Below are 18,801 nucleotides of genomic sequence, written 5' to 3' on the forward strand. Positions count from 1 at the left end.
AAAGGACACAGTAATGGCAAATAATAATGAATATGCAATTGAAATGAAGTCAATTACAAAAGTTTTTGGTGATTTAATTGCAAATGATGATATTACCCTAAAAGTTAAAAAAGGTGAAATTCATGCTTTGATTGGTGAAAATGGGGCTGGAAAATCAACCTTAATGAGTATTTTATTTGGGTTATATGAACCAACAAAAGGTGAAATTCTTGTTAATGGAAAACCAGAATACATTAGCAACCCAATTAAAGCAAATAAATTAGGAATTGGGATGGTTCACCAACATTTTAAATTAATTGATATTTTTACTGTTTTAGACAATATTACATTAGGATATGAAAAAGTAATTGGTAAAGTATTTCTTGATCGACAAAAAGAAACACGAGATATTGCCCAAATTGCGATTAAATATAATTTACAAGTTGATTTTCGTTCAAAGATTGCCAACATTTCAGTTGGGATGCAGCAGCGGGTAGAAATTTTAAAAATTTTATACCGTGGTGCTGACATTTTAGTTTTTGATGAACCAACGGCAGTATTAACACCACAAGAAATTGAGAGGTTATTAAAAATTATGTTAGATCTAAAAAAAGATGGAAAAACAATTATTTTTATTTCACATAAACTAGATGAAGTTAAAAAAATTGCTGATCGTGCGACGGTTATTCGTCGTGGAAAAGTTATTGAAACATTTGAGGTTAAAGATAAAAACGAAAAAGAAATTGCTGAAGCAATGGTTGGGCGGAATTTGGTTGCTATTAAAAATGATGGAAAAGCCCTACAAAAGGAAGCCTTATTAAAAATTGAAAATTTATCAGTAAAGAAAAAAGGATTAACGCGTTTAATGGCTTTAGATTATTTTAATTTAACGGTTCAGGCCGGTGAAATTGTTGCGATTGCCGGAGTGGAAGGAAATGGGCAAACTGAGTTAGTTAATGCTCTAGCAGGATTAGAAAAAGTAACATCAGGAAAAATAATTTTTAATGATATTAATGTTACGAAGAAAAGCATTTATGAACGTTATCAAAATGGAATGTCACATATTCCCGAAGATCGTCATAAGTATGGTTTGATTTTAGATTTTAATGCAATTGATAATGTTGTGTTACAAAATATTAATCAAGAACCATTTTCAAATTATGGTTTATTAGATAAAGCTGCAATTCAGTTATATGCCCAACAAATTGTTACAAAATATGATGTTCGTGGTGCTAACTCCGGTTTTGCGATGACAAGAGAACTATCTGGTGGTAATCAACAAAAACTAATTATTGGTCGTGAATTATCACGTCAGCATAATATTTTAGTTGTTGTTCAACCAACCCGGGGATTAGATGTTGGTGCGATTGAATACATTCATAATAAAATTTTAGAAGAAAAGGCACAAGGTAACGCAGTGCTCCTTGTTTCTTATGAATTAGAAGAAATTATTAGTTTAGCTGACCGCATTGTTGTTTTACATAATGGTAGGGTGACGGGTGAAGTTTTTGGAAACAAGGTTAAACGAGAAGAAATTGGCTTAATGATGGCTGGGACATATCAGCAGAAAGGAACTCAAATTGATGCAAAAGCAAATTAAAAGTTATGGCTGATTGTTAAGACAAAAAACCAAAATTTTCTTTCGTTCAAATGAATTCAAAACAAAAATGAATTATTTTAAAGCATCTGTTTGTGCCATTATTGCGGGAGCTATTCTTAGTTTTATTATTATTGGTGCAAATGCTTCAAATCCATTGTTATTCTTTAGTTATGTTTTTCGTTTAGCTTTCCACCCTTTATTAAAAGACCAAACATTAACATATTGAGCAATCTATATTGTTGCGGGGTTAGCTGTTGCGGTTGGGTTTAAAGCGGGACTATTTAATATTGGAGTTCCCGGACAAATGCTCCTTGCTGGTAGTATGACAATTGTTTTAGGATTAAAAAATCCAGCTATTAGTCAAGGAGCTGGTGTTGTTGGAGCGTTGCTTATTTCAATTTTAGTTGGAGCAGCTTTAGCAGCAATCGCTGGTGCACTAAAAGCGTATTTTAATATTCATGAAGTTGTTTCAACAATTATGTTAAATTGAATTGTTTGATATGTGATGAAATGAATGTTTATGAATCCCGCGCATGGGATGTGAAATTCAAATCATAATTCAACAATTGATATTGTTACAGCTGCTCCTAATTTTAATTTAACATTAAATGGTCAAACATGAATTATTCCATTTATTATTGCAATGTTATTATTACTAACAGTTATCTTCATTATGAATTATACAGTATTAGGATTTCGGATTAAAGCGGTTGGAAAATCAAGAAATGCTTCACTATATGCTGGAACAAACGTTCGTGCCTATATGATTGTGTCAATGGCCTTATCGGGTGGACTAGCTGGTGTTTTAGGAATGCTATATTATATGACTCAATCAACGGTCTTGCGGTTTACAACGGATGCTTTGCCGGTGGTTGGATTTGATGCGATTGCTGTTGCATTAGTTGCTTTTACTAATGGTGTTGCAATTTTACCAATTGCTTTATTATGAGGAATCATTAAAACCGCAGCGTTACAAGCAACGCAATTACCAGATTTTCAAATGTCAAAACAAATGGGACAATTAATTTTTGGGATTATTATTTATATGACCGCGATTCCGGCCCTATTTATTTACTTCAAACCAATTTTTTGAATTCGTCGTTGGTGAAATATTCGCCATTATGTTGATTGAAAACAAGAATATAATGAATATAAGCAACAAATTAAAACATATCAGAGACAAATCAAAACAATCAATAAAAGGTATCGAGTTAAAATCCATGAATTAAAACAGCAAGGAGATAAGGAATTAATTAAAGCTTATCGTGAAGAAATTAATGATGAATTAACATTATATGCTGGAAAGATTACAACTTTAAAAACAGAAATGCGTTTCTTTACAAATTCAAAATACAAAGAAGCAGCAAAAATTGGGCAACGAGGAATTAAAACAAAATATGATTTAGCCGTTTTTATTGCTCTTGGTTCAGCGATGGATCATTTTGTACAAGTAAAAAATGAATATTTAGCAAAAAAACAACAAGCTAGTTTTTTAAAACGAAATTATGTTCAAACAGTTAAAAAATGTAAAGGACAAACAAAACAAAAACTTTCTCAACTTTATGGTCTACCGAAAAAAGATTTATATGCTAGATTAGCACAATTACAAACACAATATGGTGATTTAATCTTAAAACAAGAGGATGCCATTAAAAAGGTGCGTGAGAGTTATTATCCTGTTTTTGATGAAATTCAACAAAAATATTTAACTGATTTTAAAACATTGCAAAGTAAAGAAAAGGTTGTTACTAAACAATTAAATCAAGAAATTAAAAAACTAAAACATCAACAGTGGAAAGAAATGTGTCAGTTTAAAATAACAAATTACCAGACACGAAAAGAAATTAAATATGAATTAAAAGCAATTGATGTTAAATTAAAAAATGATCCTGGGATTAAAAAAGAAGTAGTGATGTTAAAAAAAGATTTAACAATACAATTAGCAACGATGAAACAACAATTTGATGTTGAAAATAAAGTTGTTAAAGAAAAACATCGGACAAATTTACCGCAGTGAAGAAATGAATTAAATCAGAAGTTAAATACAATTATTAAGGCTGTTGGTGAAGATAATAAAATTTTAAAAACAGAGTATCTTCGTCAGAAATCAGCATATCATAAGTCAGCACAAGAAGGAGGAAAAAACTAATGGAAGCAGTTTCACAATTATTTGCCAATGGTTCGGTCCTTTTTTCTGTATTATTAATTGCTGCAATGGCGGGGTTATATTCAGAACGAGTTGGTGTTATTAATATTGCGATTGATGGAATGATGATTATTGGGGCTTTAGTCTATGCATTGTTAGGAAAAGTTCTTTCACAATATGGAAATGGCATGCAAATCATTGCTTTATTAATTGCCACAATTGTTGGGGGAGCATTTGCCTTATTGCATGGTTTTGCTTCAATCACTTTAAAAGCACAACAAGTAATTTCGGGGACAGCTTTAAACTTATTAGCAACAGGATTAGGATTATTCTTTGTTAGTATTCCAGCTTTAGCTGCCGGAAATATGATTCAAACTGGTTTTAGCACAATTGGAATCGATCGAGCACAAATTATTAATATTTTTTTAATTATTGCAATTGTTCTAGCGATTTTTACCTTTGTTTTCTTTAGATTTACTAAAACAGGAATTCGCTACGCTGGATGTGGCGAAAATCCAAATGCAATTGATGCTGCTGGAATTAATGTAATTAAAACAAGGTATAAAGCGGTTATTATTTCAGGATGTTTAGCTGGTTTAGCTGGTGCAATGTTTACCCATTATGTTTCAGGTCAATTTCGTGGTGATGTACAAGGCCAAGGTTATATTGCCTTAGCAATTATGATTTTTGGACAATGAAGAATTCAATATATTACCTTAGGAGCTGTTTTATTTAGTTTCTTAATTGCGTTAGCAGGAACATTATGACGATTTACTGGTTGAAATATTGCTGATCCATCAAACCAATTGCTAAAAATATTACCATTTGTTTTAGCGTTAGTGACAATGGTCGCATTTTCCAAATATTCCAAAATTCCAAAAGCGTCAGGAATTCCCTTTGATAAGTCCCTGCGGTAAAAAAAACAACCATTGGTTGTTTTTTTATTATGTTTAGTTAAATACTTGCTTTTTTATAATAATAATAGGAAACAAAAGGTATTGTTTTTCGGAGGAAAAAAAATGAAAAAACTATTAACTATTTTTGCCATTTCGGCTATAATAACAGGGGTCCCAATTAATCTGGCGGGTTGTTATAAGAAAAATATTGTTAATGATTATGACAACTCAAATTTACAAAATGATATGATAAATTTAACTAAAATTTCTAGTAAAGTTAGTTCTGTTATTACTGATTGTGATAATAATGGTAATTTGAAGGATTCAAATGTCTTTTCAGAATTGACCCCTTTTTATGATTTAGTTAATAAAGATCAGCAAAGTATCGAACTTGATAAAACAGACCCAAAGATTAGTTTGGGATTAGAAAACGTTGAGAATGGTTTTCGCTCTGTTTTTGATAATTTAAATTTTGAAATTATTCGAGAATATTCAAATTATTATTTGGATACGGTGCCATTAACATTTGATAAAGAACAAAGTAAATTTACGTTAAATTATATTGATTTAGATAAAATTGGTAAATTAACCAATACCCCAGTGGCGGGCGTTAAAGCGGTGCAATTACAATATAAGTTTGTGTTAAATTTAAGTTTTAAAAATTTAAATCAATTAATGCCGTTTACGATTACTTATATTATTACAAATGAACCAGAAAAAATTCAAAAACTTTTACAAAATTCAATTCAAACAATTACTAAAATTTTAATTAGATTCTTTAATAATTATCAAAAAGTAGTTATTGATAGCAATGACAAGTTTCGTTCAATTTATACTAATTTTCAAATTAATTATAATATGGATGTTAAACCGTTGGATGACATTTTTGTTATTAATTTAAAGAACATGATTAGAGAAGATTCTGAAATTGACCAAGCAGTTCGTGATGCAATTGTATTTGACAATGGTGGAAATAAAAAATTAATGCGTTTAATTTCTGGAACAATAACCGCAGAAAATTCCGGTCAAATTCCAGAAAAAGCTGATATTGGAAACTATCAACCCGCGCTTTGAGCTGGTGAAGGTCTTAACCCAATTGGTTTAACACCAGAAAATTTTGTGACAGCATATAAGAAAAGTTTACCAATTTTTAATGTTGATCATAACAATATGATGTTAGCAAAATTAAATGTTAATTTAAATTATATTTCATTATATGGTTTACCATTGGCAGGAACTTTAAAAATTAATAATCAAACTTTTGAAAGTAATATTTTAATTAGTCGCCAAGGATTAGATAGCAAATTAATTAATTTTGGGAAAATTATTGTAGCATTTCATAAATACTATAATGTTGAATTAAAAAAACGAGTTCTTGGAAGTAGTGATGCTAATAATTTTAAAAACACTAGTGTTTTTCATGTTGGGGATAGTCTTTTTGCAGAATTTAAAAATGATATTAGTAGTGCAAATACAATATTTAAAAAACTCTTAACTAATTTTAAACGTAGTAAGATAGCAAAAAATTTACCTGATCTTGAATTATTCAATTTGCATAATCTAGTTAAGGACAAGTCATTATGAATTGGGGGACCAAATGATTATGAACCAACCCGTGACAAAATTGTTTTTAATTATAAAAACGGATCATTTTGCTTAGCATTTACTTTTGGCCAAGATCGTATGAATTCAATTTTTTATACAGCATATGGTTCAAATGCCGGAGATATTAATGTTCAGCATGGATGATGAGCATGAATTTTAATTGATAAATAATTAAGTTGCAAAACTTAATTATTTTTTAGTAAAATTAAGAAGACCTTAAAGGAGGTAAAACAGATGGCAGATTTTAATCCAAAATGTTTTAAATGTGTTGCAGAACAAGAAAAACAAGGAGTTGCTGGTGGCGCTGCGGGAGTTTTATTCGGAAAGATGAAACAAGCAATGGTTGGCGCAACTGATGATGAAATTTTTGTCTGTGACCGTCATGAGTAGTAAGGCTTGTGATAAATAGTGAACAAAAAGATTTTAAAAAAGATAAGGAAATGGTCAAAATGATTGACTTTTCTTCTAAACCAATATAAAATTTATAAGCGTATATTGTGAAAAGTGAGGTTAATAATTAATGGCATTAAAAGAAAAAGAATTTGGGCACTATGCTAAAAGAATCGATTATACAAAAGTAAGTGGGAATTTAGATTTACCAAACTTAATTGAAATTCAAACTGAAACATATGATTGATTTAAGAAAATCGGTATTAGCGAAGTGTTCAGTGAGGTATTTCCAATTGTAGGACATGAGGGAAATATTGTTTTAGAGATGTTAAATTGAGAATTTAGAGAGCCGCGGCGAACTATTTCTCAAGCAAAAGATGAGTCAAAAATTTTTGAAGCACCAATTTATTCCAATTTAAAATTAACAATTAATTCAAAAGATTTAGAAGTAGAAAAATTAATTGTTAAAGGGGAACCAGAATTAATTAAATCATGAATTGAAGAACGTGTTGGACACATGATCACAATTTTAAAAAAATCACCAGATGTTATTTATTATGATATTCACTCTGGCGATGAAACAGCAACATGTACGGTAACAATTACGGAAAGACTAGAAGATAGGTTATTAGTGGATATTACAATTGAAAAAGAAGGAGAGGTCTTTTTTGGTGATTTTCCATTAATGACTGGAAAAGGAACTTTTATTGTTAATGGTTCAGAAAAGGTTGTTGTTTCACAATTGATTCGTTCACCAGGAGCATATTATAAAATTGATTTAAACCGTAAAAATGGGGAAAATGTTTATTATGTTGATTTAATTCCATCACGAGGAACATGGTTAGAATTTGAATCAGATCATAAAAAAATTAAAGTGGGAAAAGAAGAACGCTTTGAAAATGTTTTTTATATAAAGATTGATAAATCTCGAAAAGTATCAGTTGCTAATTTCTTAACGGCATTAGGAATTGTTAAAGAGGATGCACTAGATATTTTTGGTGACAATAAATTAGTAAAAAGCACTTATGAATTAGATCCATATACTGGTGACATTGCTTATGATCAAAGTATTGCGGTTCAAGAAATTTATAAAAAAATTCGTTCAGGAGAAACCGCAACACCTGATGGTGCAACAAAATATTTATACGGATTATTATTTGATAAACGTAAATATGATTTAACAAAAGCGGGACGTTTTAAATTAGTTCAAAAATTATCTGTTGAAAACCGAATTTATAACAAAGTTTTAGCCGAGGATATTAAAGATGTTAATGGTAAAGTTGTTTTTAAAGAAGGAACTTTAATGGATAAAGAAGCCATTAATAAACTAAAAGGAGTTTTAAAAGCGGGAGCTTGTTTAGAAGAAGTTAAATTTAGTGATAAAGTTACTTGTTCAAAAAAAATTCAAAAAATTAAAGTTTATGTTGATAATGAAGTTCGCACGCGTTTAGCAAACATTATTGGAATTGATCCAAATGCAACTGATGAATATGTTACTGTACCAGATATTTTGGCAACATTTTCATATTTATTAAATTTAACGGATGGAATTGGTGAAGTTGACGATATTGATCATTTAGGAAACCGTCGTGTTCGTACAATTGGAGAATTATTACAAAATCAATTTCGTATTGGTTTATTAAGAATTGAAAAAAATGTTAAAGAAAAAATGTCAACATCAAACTTATTCAAAATGAAACCATCAAATATTATTAATAATAAACCATTGTCTGCTATTATTGGAGAATTTTTCAATTTATCACAGTTATCACAATTTATGGATCAAACAAATCCATTAGCAGAGTTAACAAATAAGCGTCGGTTAACAGCGCTGGGGCCAGGAGGGTTATCAAGAGAACGTGCTGGATTAGAAGTGCGGGATGTCCATTACTCACATTATGGACGAATTTGCCCGATTGAAACACCAGAAGGACCCAATATTGGATTAATTAATAATTTAGCAACATATGCTAAAATTAATGCCTTTGGGTTTATTGAAACACCATATCGTCGTGTGATTGACTGCAAAGTTACTGCTGAAAATGATTATTTAACAGCAGATCAAGAAAAAAATTATGTTGTTGCACAAGCAAATATTCGTTTAAGTGATAAAGGTGAAATCTTAGATGAACAAGTAGTTGCACGATTCCAAGGTGAAAATATTATTGCAACGCGTAATGATGTTGACTATGTCGATGTTTCACCAAAACAAATTGTTTCAATTGCGACAAGTTGTATTCCTTTTTTAGAAAATGATGATGCTAACCGTGCTTTAATGGGAGCTAATATGCAACGTCAAGCAATTCCACTAATTTCACCAAATTCACCATATGTTGGGACAGGAGTTGAATATGCGGCAGCACGTGATTCAGGATTAGCGATTGTGTCACAATATGATGGTAGTGTTGATTATGTTGATGCAACAAGAATTGTTTTAAAAACAAAAGAAGGGCTAAAGAATTATAATTTAGATACTTTTGTACGTAGTAATCAAGGAACTTCATTGACACATGTTCCATTAGTAAAACAGGGTCAAAAAGTTGAAAAAGGACAAGTTTTAGCGGATGGACCATCAATTGATAAAGGAGAGTTGGCATTGGGGCAAAATGTTGTTGTTGCCTTTACAACTTGAAATGGTTATAACTATGAAGATGCTATTATTGTTTCTGAACGCTTAGTTTCAGAGGATGTTTTTACATCGATTCATATTGAAGAGTATACAATTGAACGCCGTCAAACAAAACAAGGAGCAGAAGAGATTACTCGTGAAATTACAAATATTTCGGAGAATGCTCGTAAATTCTTAGATGATGATGGATTGGTCATTATTGGAACAGAAGTTAAACCAGGTGACATTTTAGTTGGAAAAGTAACACCAAAAGGTCAAACCCAATTATCACCAGAAGATAAATTGTTACAAGCAATTTTTGGTGAAAAATCAAAAAATGTTAAAGATAATTCATTACGTGTACCAAATGGTGGTGAAGGAATTATTCAAGCAATTAAACGTTTTCCTCGTGAAAAATATGAATTATTTGCTGATGTTTTAGAAGTAATTAAAATTTATATTGTTCAAAAACGAAAAATTCAAGAGGGAGATAAAATGGCTGGACGCCATGGAAACAAAGGGGTTATTTCAAAAATTTTACCATTAGAAGATATGCCCCATATGGAAGATGGAACCCCAATTGATATTATGTTAAATCCATTAGGAGTACCATCGCGGATGAATATTGGTCAGGTGCTAGAAATTCACTTGGGAATGGCGGCTAAAAAATTAGGACAAAAAGTTTCGACGCCAGTTTTTGATGGAATGACAAATGAAGAATTAATTGAAATTATGGAAAAAGCTAACATGAAAAACTTCGGGAAAGAAGTTTTAATTGATGGTCGTACGGGTGAAAAATTTGATAATCCAGTTTCGGTGGGAGTAATGTATATGTTGAAATTATCACACATGGTTGATGATAAATTACATGCCCGAAATGTTGGACCATACTCGTTAATTACACAGCAACCATTAGGAGGAAAAGCTCAAAATGGGGGACAACGTTTTGGAGAAATGGAAGTATGGGCGTTAGAAGCTTATGGTGCAGCACATACCCTACGAGAAATTTTAACAATTAAATCAGATGATATTAAAGGAAGAACTCGTGCTTATGAATCGATTGTAAAAGACAAAAAGATTCCTGAACCAGGGATTCCAGAATCATTTAATGTTTTAACTCGTGAAATTCAAGGATTAGGATTTAATATTCATATGATTGATGAAGAAGGAAACATTAAAAACATTAAAAGCTATGATGAATCAGATTATGTTGATGAAGATTTGTTGACCGATAATGATGAATTTGAAGATGAATTTGATATTGATAATTTTATTTTAAATACAAATCGGGAACCACAACAAGATGACATTTTAGATGGTTTTGCTAAAATTGATGATGAATTTGATTTGCAAAATAATTTAGAAGAAGACTCTTATGGCAATGGTGATATTGAAAGCAAAATTGATTATGTTGATGATCAAGAAGAATTAAATTAAGGGGGGCAGAGAAAATGGTTGAAAATAATGAAAAAAATAATTGTATGATTAAAATCGGTTTAGCGAACCCTGAAGACATTCGTGGTTGATCATATGGTGAAGTAAAAAAACCAGAAACAATTAATTATAAAACTTTAAAACCAGAACGTGATGGTTTATTTGATGAAAAGATTTTTGGGCCAACTAAAAACTTTGAATGTGCTTGTGGGAAGTATAAAAAATCAAAAAATAAAGGAAAAATTTGTGAACGTTGTGGTGTTGAAATTACAGAAGCAATTGTTCGTCGTGAACGTATGGGTCACATCGAATTAGAAGAACCAGTTAGTCATATTTGAATGTTAAAAGCAGCGCCAAGTCGAATTGCATTAATTTTAGATATGAAAACAAAAGAATTAGAAGAAGTTGTTTATTTCGTGTCGTATATTGTCTTGGATGCTGGTGATGCTAAATCATTAAAACAAAAAATGGTTTTAGATTTAGGAAATGCCAAAACTTCAGCAGCAACTCGTCAACGTTTAACAAAAACATTACGAGAAATTTTAGATACGTTAGAACAAGGGACTGTTGCTTATGAGGCTGGCGAAACAATGATTGAGGATTTAAAAAATACTTCATTACCTTTTTCAATGGATGAATGTGCACAGTTTATTAATCGCCATACTAATGCTCGTTTTGGAATTGGAGCTGAAGCAGTTGAAACATTATTAAAAAATCTAAATATTGATGATGAAATTGAAAAGATTAAACAAGATTTAAAAGATAAAAAAACACAATTAGATCAAAATAAATTAATGAAACGTTTAGAAGTATTAGACTCATTAAAAAAATCAGGTTCACGTCCAGAATGAATGATTCTGCGTGCAGTTCCAGTTATTCCGCCAGATATTCGACCAATTATTCAATTAGATGGTGGTCGTTTCACTACTTCAGAAATTAACGATTTATACCGTCGAATTATTATTCGAAACGAACGATTAAAAAAAGTTAAAGCAATGGGAGCACCAAGTGTTATTGTTAATAATGAAAAAAGGATGTTACAAGAGGCTGTGGATGCATTATTAGATAATGAACGAAAAGCACGGCCAGTAACTGGAAAAGATAAACGACCATTAAAATCATTAACAAGTATTTTAAAAGGAAAACAAGGTCGTTTCCGTCAAAACTTATTAGGAAAAAGAGTTGATTATTCAGGACGTTCAGTTATTGCAATTGGGCCAGATTTAAAAATGTATCAATGTGGATTACCTCGTGATATGGCAATTACATTGTTTAAACCATTTATTATTAGTAAATTAGTGAAGGATGGTTTAGCAGCAAATATTAAAGTTGCTGAAAAATTAATTTTAAATCAAGATGACAAAGTGTGAGAAGTTTTAGAAGAAGTCATTAAATCACGACCAGTGTTATTAAACCGTGCGCCAACATTGCACCGTTTAGGAATTCAGGCTTTTGAACCAAAATTAGTTAAAGGAAAAGCAATTCGTTTGCACCCCTTAGTGACAACAGCGTTTAATGCCGACTTTGATGGTGATCAAATGGCGGTTCATGTTCCGATTACCGATGAAGCTGTTGCTGAAGCACGTAGTTTAATGCTAGGAAGTCGTAATATTTTAGGACCAAAAGATGGAAAACCAATTGTAACGCCAACCCAAGATATGGTGTTAGGAAATTATTACTTAACATATGAAGAAAAAGGACAATTGGGTGAAGGAACAATTTTTAAAGATTTAAACGAAGCAGTTATTGCTTATGAAACTGGGGCCGTAGCCTTACATGCCTTAGTTGCAATTCCTGCCAGTGGTTTTGCTAATAAAAAATTCAAACCTGAACAAATGGATGATTATATTATTACAACACCAGGAAAAATTATTTTTAACCAAATTTTTAAAGAAGAGTTTCCATATTTAAATGAACCAAATGTTCAAAACTTGACAGCATTACCAGCTCGTTCATTAATTAAGGATAATGTTAATTTAGTTGAGTATTTAGAAAAATGGGAGGTCAATCCACCATTTAAGAAAAAAGACTTATCAAACATTATTGATCGTTACTTTAAACTTTATGGAGCAAATAAAACCGCTGAAATGTTAGATAACATGAAAAACTCAGGGTTTAAATACTCAGGTAAATCAGGGGTAACTGTTTCAGCGGGCGATGTTAAGGTTTATGATAAAAAACAAGAAGAGTTTAAAGAAGCAGATAATAAGGTTAAAGAAATTAATGAATACTTTAAAATGGGAATGTTAACAGGTCGTGAAAAACAACATCGAATTATTAACGTATGATCAAAAGTAAAAGATAACATTCAAACAGAATTAGAACATGTTTTACGAGAAGATCCTAAAAACCCAATCTTTATGATGGCTGATTCAGGAGCACGGGGGAATGTTTCAAACTTTACGCAGTTAGTTGGGATGCGGGGATTAATGAACAACCCGAAAGGAGATATTATTGAATTACCAATTAAATCTTCGTTCCGAGAAGGATTAACCGTATCCGAGTTCTTTATTTCAACCCACGGGGCACGAAAAGGGATGGCTGATGTGGCGTTAAAAACTGCGGATTCAGGTTATTTAACAAGACGTTTAGTTGACGTTTCACAAGAAATTATTATTACAATAAAAGACTGTAATGCTCGTCGTGGTTTTGTTGTTTCTGATATTATTGAACAAAAACACTCAAATATTATTGTGCCATTATTTGACCGTTTAGTTGGGCGTTATAATTTAAAAGATATTAAATTAAAAAATGGTAAAGTAATCACAGCGAATACATTGTTATCAGAAGAAGATAGTGCAGCGATTGTTGCTAGTGGGATTAAAGAAGTGATAATTCGTTCAGTTTTAACTTGTGAAGCTGAAAAAGGAATTTGTCAACGTTGTTATGGAAAAAACCTTGCGACAGGAATGGAAGTTGAAATTGGTGAAGCAGTTGGGACAATTGCGGCCCAATCAATTGGAGAACCAGGGACACAGTTAACAATGCGTACTTTCCATACTGGAGGTGTTGCTGGTGGAGCTGATATTACCCAAGGGTTACCACGGATTAAAGAATTATTAGATGTTACAACACCAAAAGGATCAATTGCTGTTATTTCAGAAATTGATGGAGTTATTAGTGACATTCGTGATGAAAGTGGAATTCATACCATTTATGTTGCATCAGATAGTGATGAACGAAAATATAAAACACAATATAATGCCGTTTTACGAGTTAAAATTGGTGATAAAGTTGTTCGTGGACAAAAGTTAACGGAAGGTTCAATTAATATTAAAGAATTATTAGAAATTGCTAAGATTGAAGATGTTCACAATTACATTTTAAAAGAAGTTCAACGTGTTTATCGTTTACAAGGGATTGAAATCTCAGACAAATATATTGAAATTATTGTTAAACAAATGTTGAATAAAGTTAAAATCATTGATGCTGGTGATACTGATTTATTGCCAGGTGAAATTGTAACAATTAAACGCTATCGTAATAAAACAATTAAAGCAGTTCGTTCAATGAAAAAACCACCAACTGCTAAACATGTTATTTTTGGAATTAAGAAAGCACCATTAGAATCAGAGTCATTCTTATCGTCCGCTTCATTCCAAGATACAACGCGTGTGTTAGTTAAAGCAATTATTAAAGGAAAAGTTGATCGTTTAGAAGGCTTAAAAGAAAATATTATGTTAGGACATTTAATTCCAGCTGGAACAGGATTAAAAAATCCGAAAGATATTATTACAGCCGGAATTGCGGCAAAAGCTGAAGAATATTAAAAAAAGACCGTCTGGTCTTTTTTTATGATAAACAGTTAAATAATTATCTTTAATTTTGTCGAAAACTCTTGATATTTATAAAATATACCTAAAATTAGGTATATTTTTAATATATGGAGGTAAATAAATGATGAAAAAAATAATTACAGAATTAATAAATAGCTTAACAGATGATCAATTTTTAGAATTTTATGAAAAAATAAAACAACAAGCAGACTTAATTAAAAAACAAAAACGTTTAAATGAAATTGATCAAAAATTTAGAGATAAAGGCATTATATGTCCTAATTGCAAATCTTTTCATTGTGTTAAAAATGGTCATAATTCCGAAGGAAAACAAAAATATTTATGTAAAAAATGTCGTGCTAGTTTTGATGCATTTCGTCATCATTTTACTTATTGAAGTCATTTAAATTATGAACAGTGAAATTTATTAATTCAAATTTCATTGTTAGGACAATCTAGTAAAATAATTTCTCGTTTTATTAAAACAACCCCAAAAACCGCTTGATATAATCGACAAAAATTAATGCAATCAAAACAATTAGAAAATACACAGTTAAAATTTAAAAAATTAAATGGTCAAATCCAAATGGATGAAACATTTATTAAAGAAATTCATAAAGGCAATTTTAAAGATAAATTTGATAAACGAAAAACTCATCTCGATCCATTTTCAACTGATACCAAATGCTGTATTCAAATGGCAGTTGATAGCAATAATAATATTTTTGTTCAATCCACCAATACCAAAAGATTACAAAAACAATGGATTATTGAAAATATGAATAAGCAACTAATTAAAGAAAAATCAATAATTATTTCTGATATGCAACCACTATATTTATTAGTAGCAAAACAAACAAATTCTACTCTATATTCCACCAAAACTAGTACAAACCCTGATACTAGTTATCAAAAGTTAAATAAGATTAGTAAATTACAATCCAGTCTTAAAGAAGCCTTAATTCATTATCATGGTTTGGGTTTCACTAATATTCAAAATTATTTAAAGCTCTGAAAATGAAAATACCAACACAAAGGTTTAACACCAAACCAACAATCAACGGTATTATATTTTAACGTTTAAAAAATTTAAAGCAAAATCATAATCTTACACAAAATTAGTTTTCAAATTGTCATATTGATGATTTTTTTTATTTCATCAAGAGTTTTCGACAAAATTAAAGATAATTATTGACTTAATTTTGGGTTTTATGTAATATAATATATGGATTGTATTCTTTGATACACTCGGATATGTGAAAAAGAAAGGAGCAAGTTTAATGCCAACAATTAACCAATTAGTTCGTAAACCACGTAAAGAAAAAGTGTGAAAAACAAAAGCCCCCGCTTTAAATAGAGGGCTAAACTCTTTACAAAAAAAACCAACTGATGTAACCTCACCACAAAAAAGAGGAGTTTGTACTCGTGTTGCGACAATGACACCAAAAAAACCAAACTCAGCGTTACGAAAATATGCCCGTGTTCGTTTAACAAACGGAATGGAAGTAACAGCATATATTCCAGGTGAAGGCCATAACTTACAAGAACATAGTGTTGTTTTAATCCGTGGAGGAAGGGTTAAAGACTTACCAGGGGTACGTTACCATATTATTCGTGGAACGTTGGATACTGCCGGAGTTAATAACCGTCAACAAGGACGTTCACTATATGGTACAAAAAGACCAAAAGCAACTAAAGCTTAGATAAAAAGAAAGGAGGAGTTTTATGCGTAAACGCCAAGCAGAGAAAAGAGATGTTTTACCAGATCCAATTTATAGTTCAAAATTAGTGACTCGTGCAATTAATAAGATTATGATTGATGGGAAAAGGGGAGTTGCTCAAACAATTTTATATGGAGCATTTGATATTGTAAAAGAAAAAACAAATAGTGAACCACTAGAAGTGTTTAAAAAAGCAATTGAAAACATCACACCACATTTAGAACTAAAAGTTCGTCGAATTGGGGGAGCTAATTACCAAGTCCCAATTGAAGTAAATGATGATCGTAAAGTTACTTTAGGATTAAGATGATTAATTAATTATGCAAGATTACGTAATGAAAAAAGTATGATTGATCGTTTAGCAAATGAAATTATTGATGCCTCAAATGGTATTGGTGGGTCAGTAAAGAAAAAAGATGATACACATAAAATGGCAGAAGCAAATAAAGCTTTCGCCCATTATCGTTGATAAGAAACACAGAAAGGAATCTAAAAATGGCAAGAGAATATTCTCTAGAAAATACGAGAAATATTGGAATTATGGCGCACATTGATGCTGGGAAAACCACAACAACAGAGCGGATTTTATTCCATACTGGTAAAATTCATAAAATTGGAGAAACACATGACGGGGCTAGTCAAATGGACTGAATGGCCCAAGAACAAGAACGTGGAATTACAATTACTTCTGCGTCAACAACAGCCTTTTGAAAAAATATTCGTTTAAATATTATTGATACTCCAGGTCACGTTGACTTTACTGTGGAAGTAGAAAGATCATTGCGAGTATTAGACGGGGCAGTTGCTGTTCTTGATGGACAATCAGGAGTTGAACCCCAAACAGAAACCGTTTGAAGACAAGCAACAACTTATGGGGTACCACGAGTTGTCTTTGTTAACAAAATGGATAAAATTGGAGCTGACTTTTTATACTCAGTAAAAACAATTCATAACCGTTTACAAGCAAATGCACATCCAGTGCAAATCCCAATTGGCGCAGAAGATCAATTTTCAGGAATCATTGATATTGTGGAACGTAAAGCTTACCATTACGATGGAGCAGCAAATGAAGAAGCCCAAGAAATTCCAATTCCTGATGATTTAAAAGATTTAGTGGAAGAATATCGTACAAGATTAATTGAAGCAGTTGTTAATTTCAATGAAGAGTTAATGCTAAAATACTTGGATGGTAATGAAATTACAATTTCTGAAATTAAAAGTGCAATTCGTGCGGCAACATTAACGGGAGACTTTTTTCCAGTCTTTTGTGGAAGTGCCTTTAAAAATAAAGGAGTTAAATTACTGTTGGATGGGGTAATTGACTACTTACCTTCGCCAGTTGATATTCCAGCGATTAAAGGAGTATTAGCAAACGGAGCAGAAGTTGAACGTCATACAAATGATAGTGAACCATTTTCAGCGTTAGCATTTAAAATTATGACTGATCCTTTTGTTGGAAAATTAACATTTTTCCGAGTTTATTCAGGAGTATTAAAAAAAGGAAGTTCTGTTTTAAACTCAACAAAAGATAAGAGTGAACGAATTGGACGGTTATTAAAAATGCACGCTAATAATCGTGAAGAAATTGAAGAAGTTTATGCGGGTGATATTGCTGCTGCAGTTGGGCTAAAGTTAACAACAACGGGAGATACTCTTTGTGATGAAAAAAATGAAGTAATCTTAGAATCAATGGTTTTCCCAGAACCAGTTATTAGTTTAGCGTTAGAACCAAAAACAAAAGCAGACCAAGAAAAAGTGAGTTTAGCATTACAAAAATTAGCAGAAGAAGATCCAACATTTAGAACATGAACAAATGAAGAAACAGGGCAAACAATTATTGCTGGAATGGGTGAGTTGCACTTAGACATTCTAGTTGATCGAATGAAACGTGAATTTAAGGTGGAAACCAATGTTGGAGCACCACAAGTTTCATATCGTGAAACCTTCAAAGATAGTGCGGAAGTAGAAGGAAAATACATTAAGCAATCAGGAGGACGTGGACAATATGGTCACGTATGAATTAAGTTTGAACCAAACCATGATAAAGGTTTTGAATTCGTTGATGCAATTGTTGGGGGAAAAATTCCCAAAGAATTTATTGGTTCTGTTAAAAAAGGAATTGAAGAATCAATGCAAACTGGTAAATTAGCAGGGTATCCAATGATTGATATTAAAGCAACTTTATTTGATGGGTCATACCATGATGTCGATTCATCACAAATGGCGTATGAATTTGCTGCTAGTTTAGCTTTAAAAGAAGCGGCAAAAAAATCTAAACCAGTTATTTTAGAACCAATTATGGCGGTTGAAGTTACTGTTCCAGAAGAATACTATGGAGATGTAATGGGGAACTTATCATCACGTCGTGGTCAAATCGAAGGAAATGATCAACGTGGAAATGCCCAAGTTGTTAAGGCAAAAGTTCCATTATCAGAAATGTTTGGATATGCAACTGATTTACGAAGCTTTACACAAGGGCGAGGAACATACACAATGTTATTCTCACACTATCAAGAAGCACCAAAATCAGTTACCGAAGAAATTATTAAAAAAGCTGGAAAATCAGCTGAATAAGGTTATTACACCGATGGTTTTTATCCACCATTATTAAAAAAGGATTGCAAAGCAAGACAAATTAATTTACAA

At 31.4% G+C, this 18,801-nt stretch carries 11 protein-coding genes; all 11 read left to right on the forward strand.

What is annotated here, in order from left to right; all coding sequences use genetic code 4:
- Window positions 1–13: 13 nt before the first annotated feature.
- The 11 genes from ACOBME_RS06030 (at window position 14) to fusA (ending at window position 18,729) form a co-directional block, all read left to right on the forward strand.
- Complete coding sequence (locus ACOBME_RS06030; RefSeq protein WP_338964829.1) at window positions 14–1,579, forward strand: ABC transporter ATP-binding protein; 1,566 nt, start codon at window positions 14–16, stop codon at window positions 1,577–1,579.
- Window positions 1,563–3,728, forward strand: coding sequence for an ABC transporter permease (locus tag ACOBME_RS06035; RefSeq protein WP_338966578.1), 2,166 nt, complete (start codon window positions 1,563–1,565; stop codon window positions 3,726–3,728). The genes ACOBME_RS06030 and ACOBME_RS06035 overlap by 17 nt, the downstream gene beginning before the upstream one ends.
- Window positions 3,728–4,642, forward strand: a complete 915-nt coding sequence (locus ACOBME_RS06040) for an ABC transporter permease (RefSeq protein WP_338964832.1) — start codon at window positions 3,728–3,730, stop codon at window positions 4,640–4,642. The genes ACOBME_RS06035 and ACOBME_RS06040 overlap by 1 nt, the downstream gene beginning before the upstream one ends.
- A gap of 102 nt (window positions 4,643–4,744) precedes the next feature.
- A complete protein-coding gene (locus ACOBME_RS06045; RefSeq protein ID WP_419334666.1) occupies window positions 4,745–6,397 on the forward strand; it encodes a hypothetical protein in 1,653 nt (550 codons plus the stop codon).
- 63 nt (window positions 6,398–6,460) lie between these two features.
- Window positions 6,461–6,616, forward strand: coding sequence for a hypothetical protein (locus ACOBME_RS06050; RefSeq protein WP_338964838.1), 156 nt, complete (start codon window positions 6,461–6,463; stop codon window positions 6,614–6,616).
- A 130-nt stretch (window positions 6,617–6,746) separates the two neighbouring features.
- Window positions 6,747–10,661, forward strand: a complete 3,915-nt coding sequence (gene rpoB, locus ACOBME_RS06055; protein ID WP_338964841.1) for a DNA-directed RNA polymerase subunit beta — start codon at window positions 6,747–6,749, stop codon at window positions 10,659–10,661.
- Between the two features lie 14 nt (window positions 10,662–10,675).
- Window positions 10,676–14,428, forward strand: coding sequence for a DNA-directed RNA polymerase subunit beta' (gene rpoC, locus ACOBME_RS06060; RefSeq protein ID WP_338964843.1), 3,753 nt, complete (start codon window positions 10,676–10,678; stop codon window positions 14,426–14,428).
- A gap of 127 nt (window positions 14,429–14,555) precedes the next feature.
- A complete protein-coding gene (locus ACOBME_RS06065) occupies window positions 14,556–15,518 on the forward strand; it encodes an IS1/IS1595 family N-terminal zinc-binding domain-containing protein (RefSeq protein ID WP_338963247.1) in 963 nt (320 codons plus the stop codon).
- A gap of 196 nt (window positions 15,519–15,714) precedes the next feature.
- A complete protein-coding gene (gene rpsL / locus ACOBME_RS06070) occupies window positions 15,715–16,137 on the forward strand; it encodes a 30S ribosomal protein S12 (protein WP_040094450.1) in 423 nt (140 codons plus the stop codon).
- A 22-nt stretch (window positions 16,138–16,159) separates the two neighbouring features.
- Entirely contained in the window at window positions 16,160–16,627 is a 468-nt protein-coding gene (gene rpsG / locus ACOBME_RS06075; RefSeq protein WP_338964854.1) for a 30S ribosomal protein S7, read from the forward strand.
- A gap of 23 nt (window positions 16,628–16,650) precedes the next feature.
- On the forward strand, window positions 16,651–18,729 hold the full coding sequence (gene fusA / locus ACOBME_RS06080) for an elongation factor G (RefSeq protein WP_338964857.1): 2,079 nt from the start codon (window positions 16,651–16,653) through the stop codon (window positions 18,727–18,729).
- The last annotated feature ends 72 nt before the right edge of the window (window positions 18,730–18,801 follow it).

This window comes from Spiroplasma endosymbiont of Sarcophaga variegata, from assembly GCF_965178695.1.
In the GTDB taxonomy this organism is placed as follows: Bacteria; Bacillota_I; Bacilli_A; order Mycoplasmatales; family Mycoplasmataceae; genus Spiroplasma; species Spiroplasma poulsonii.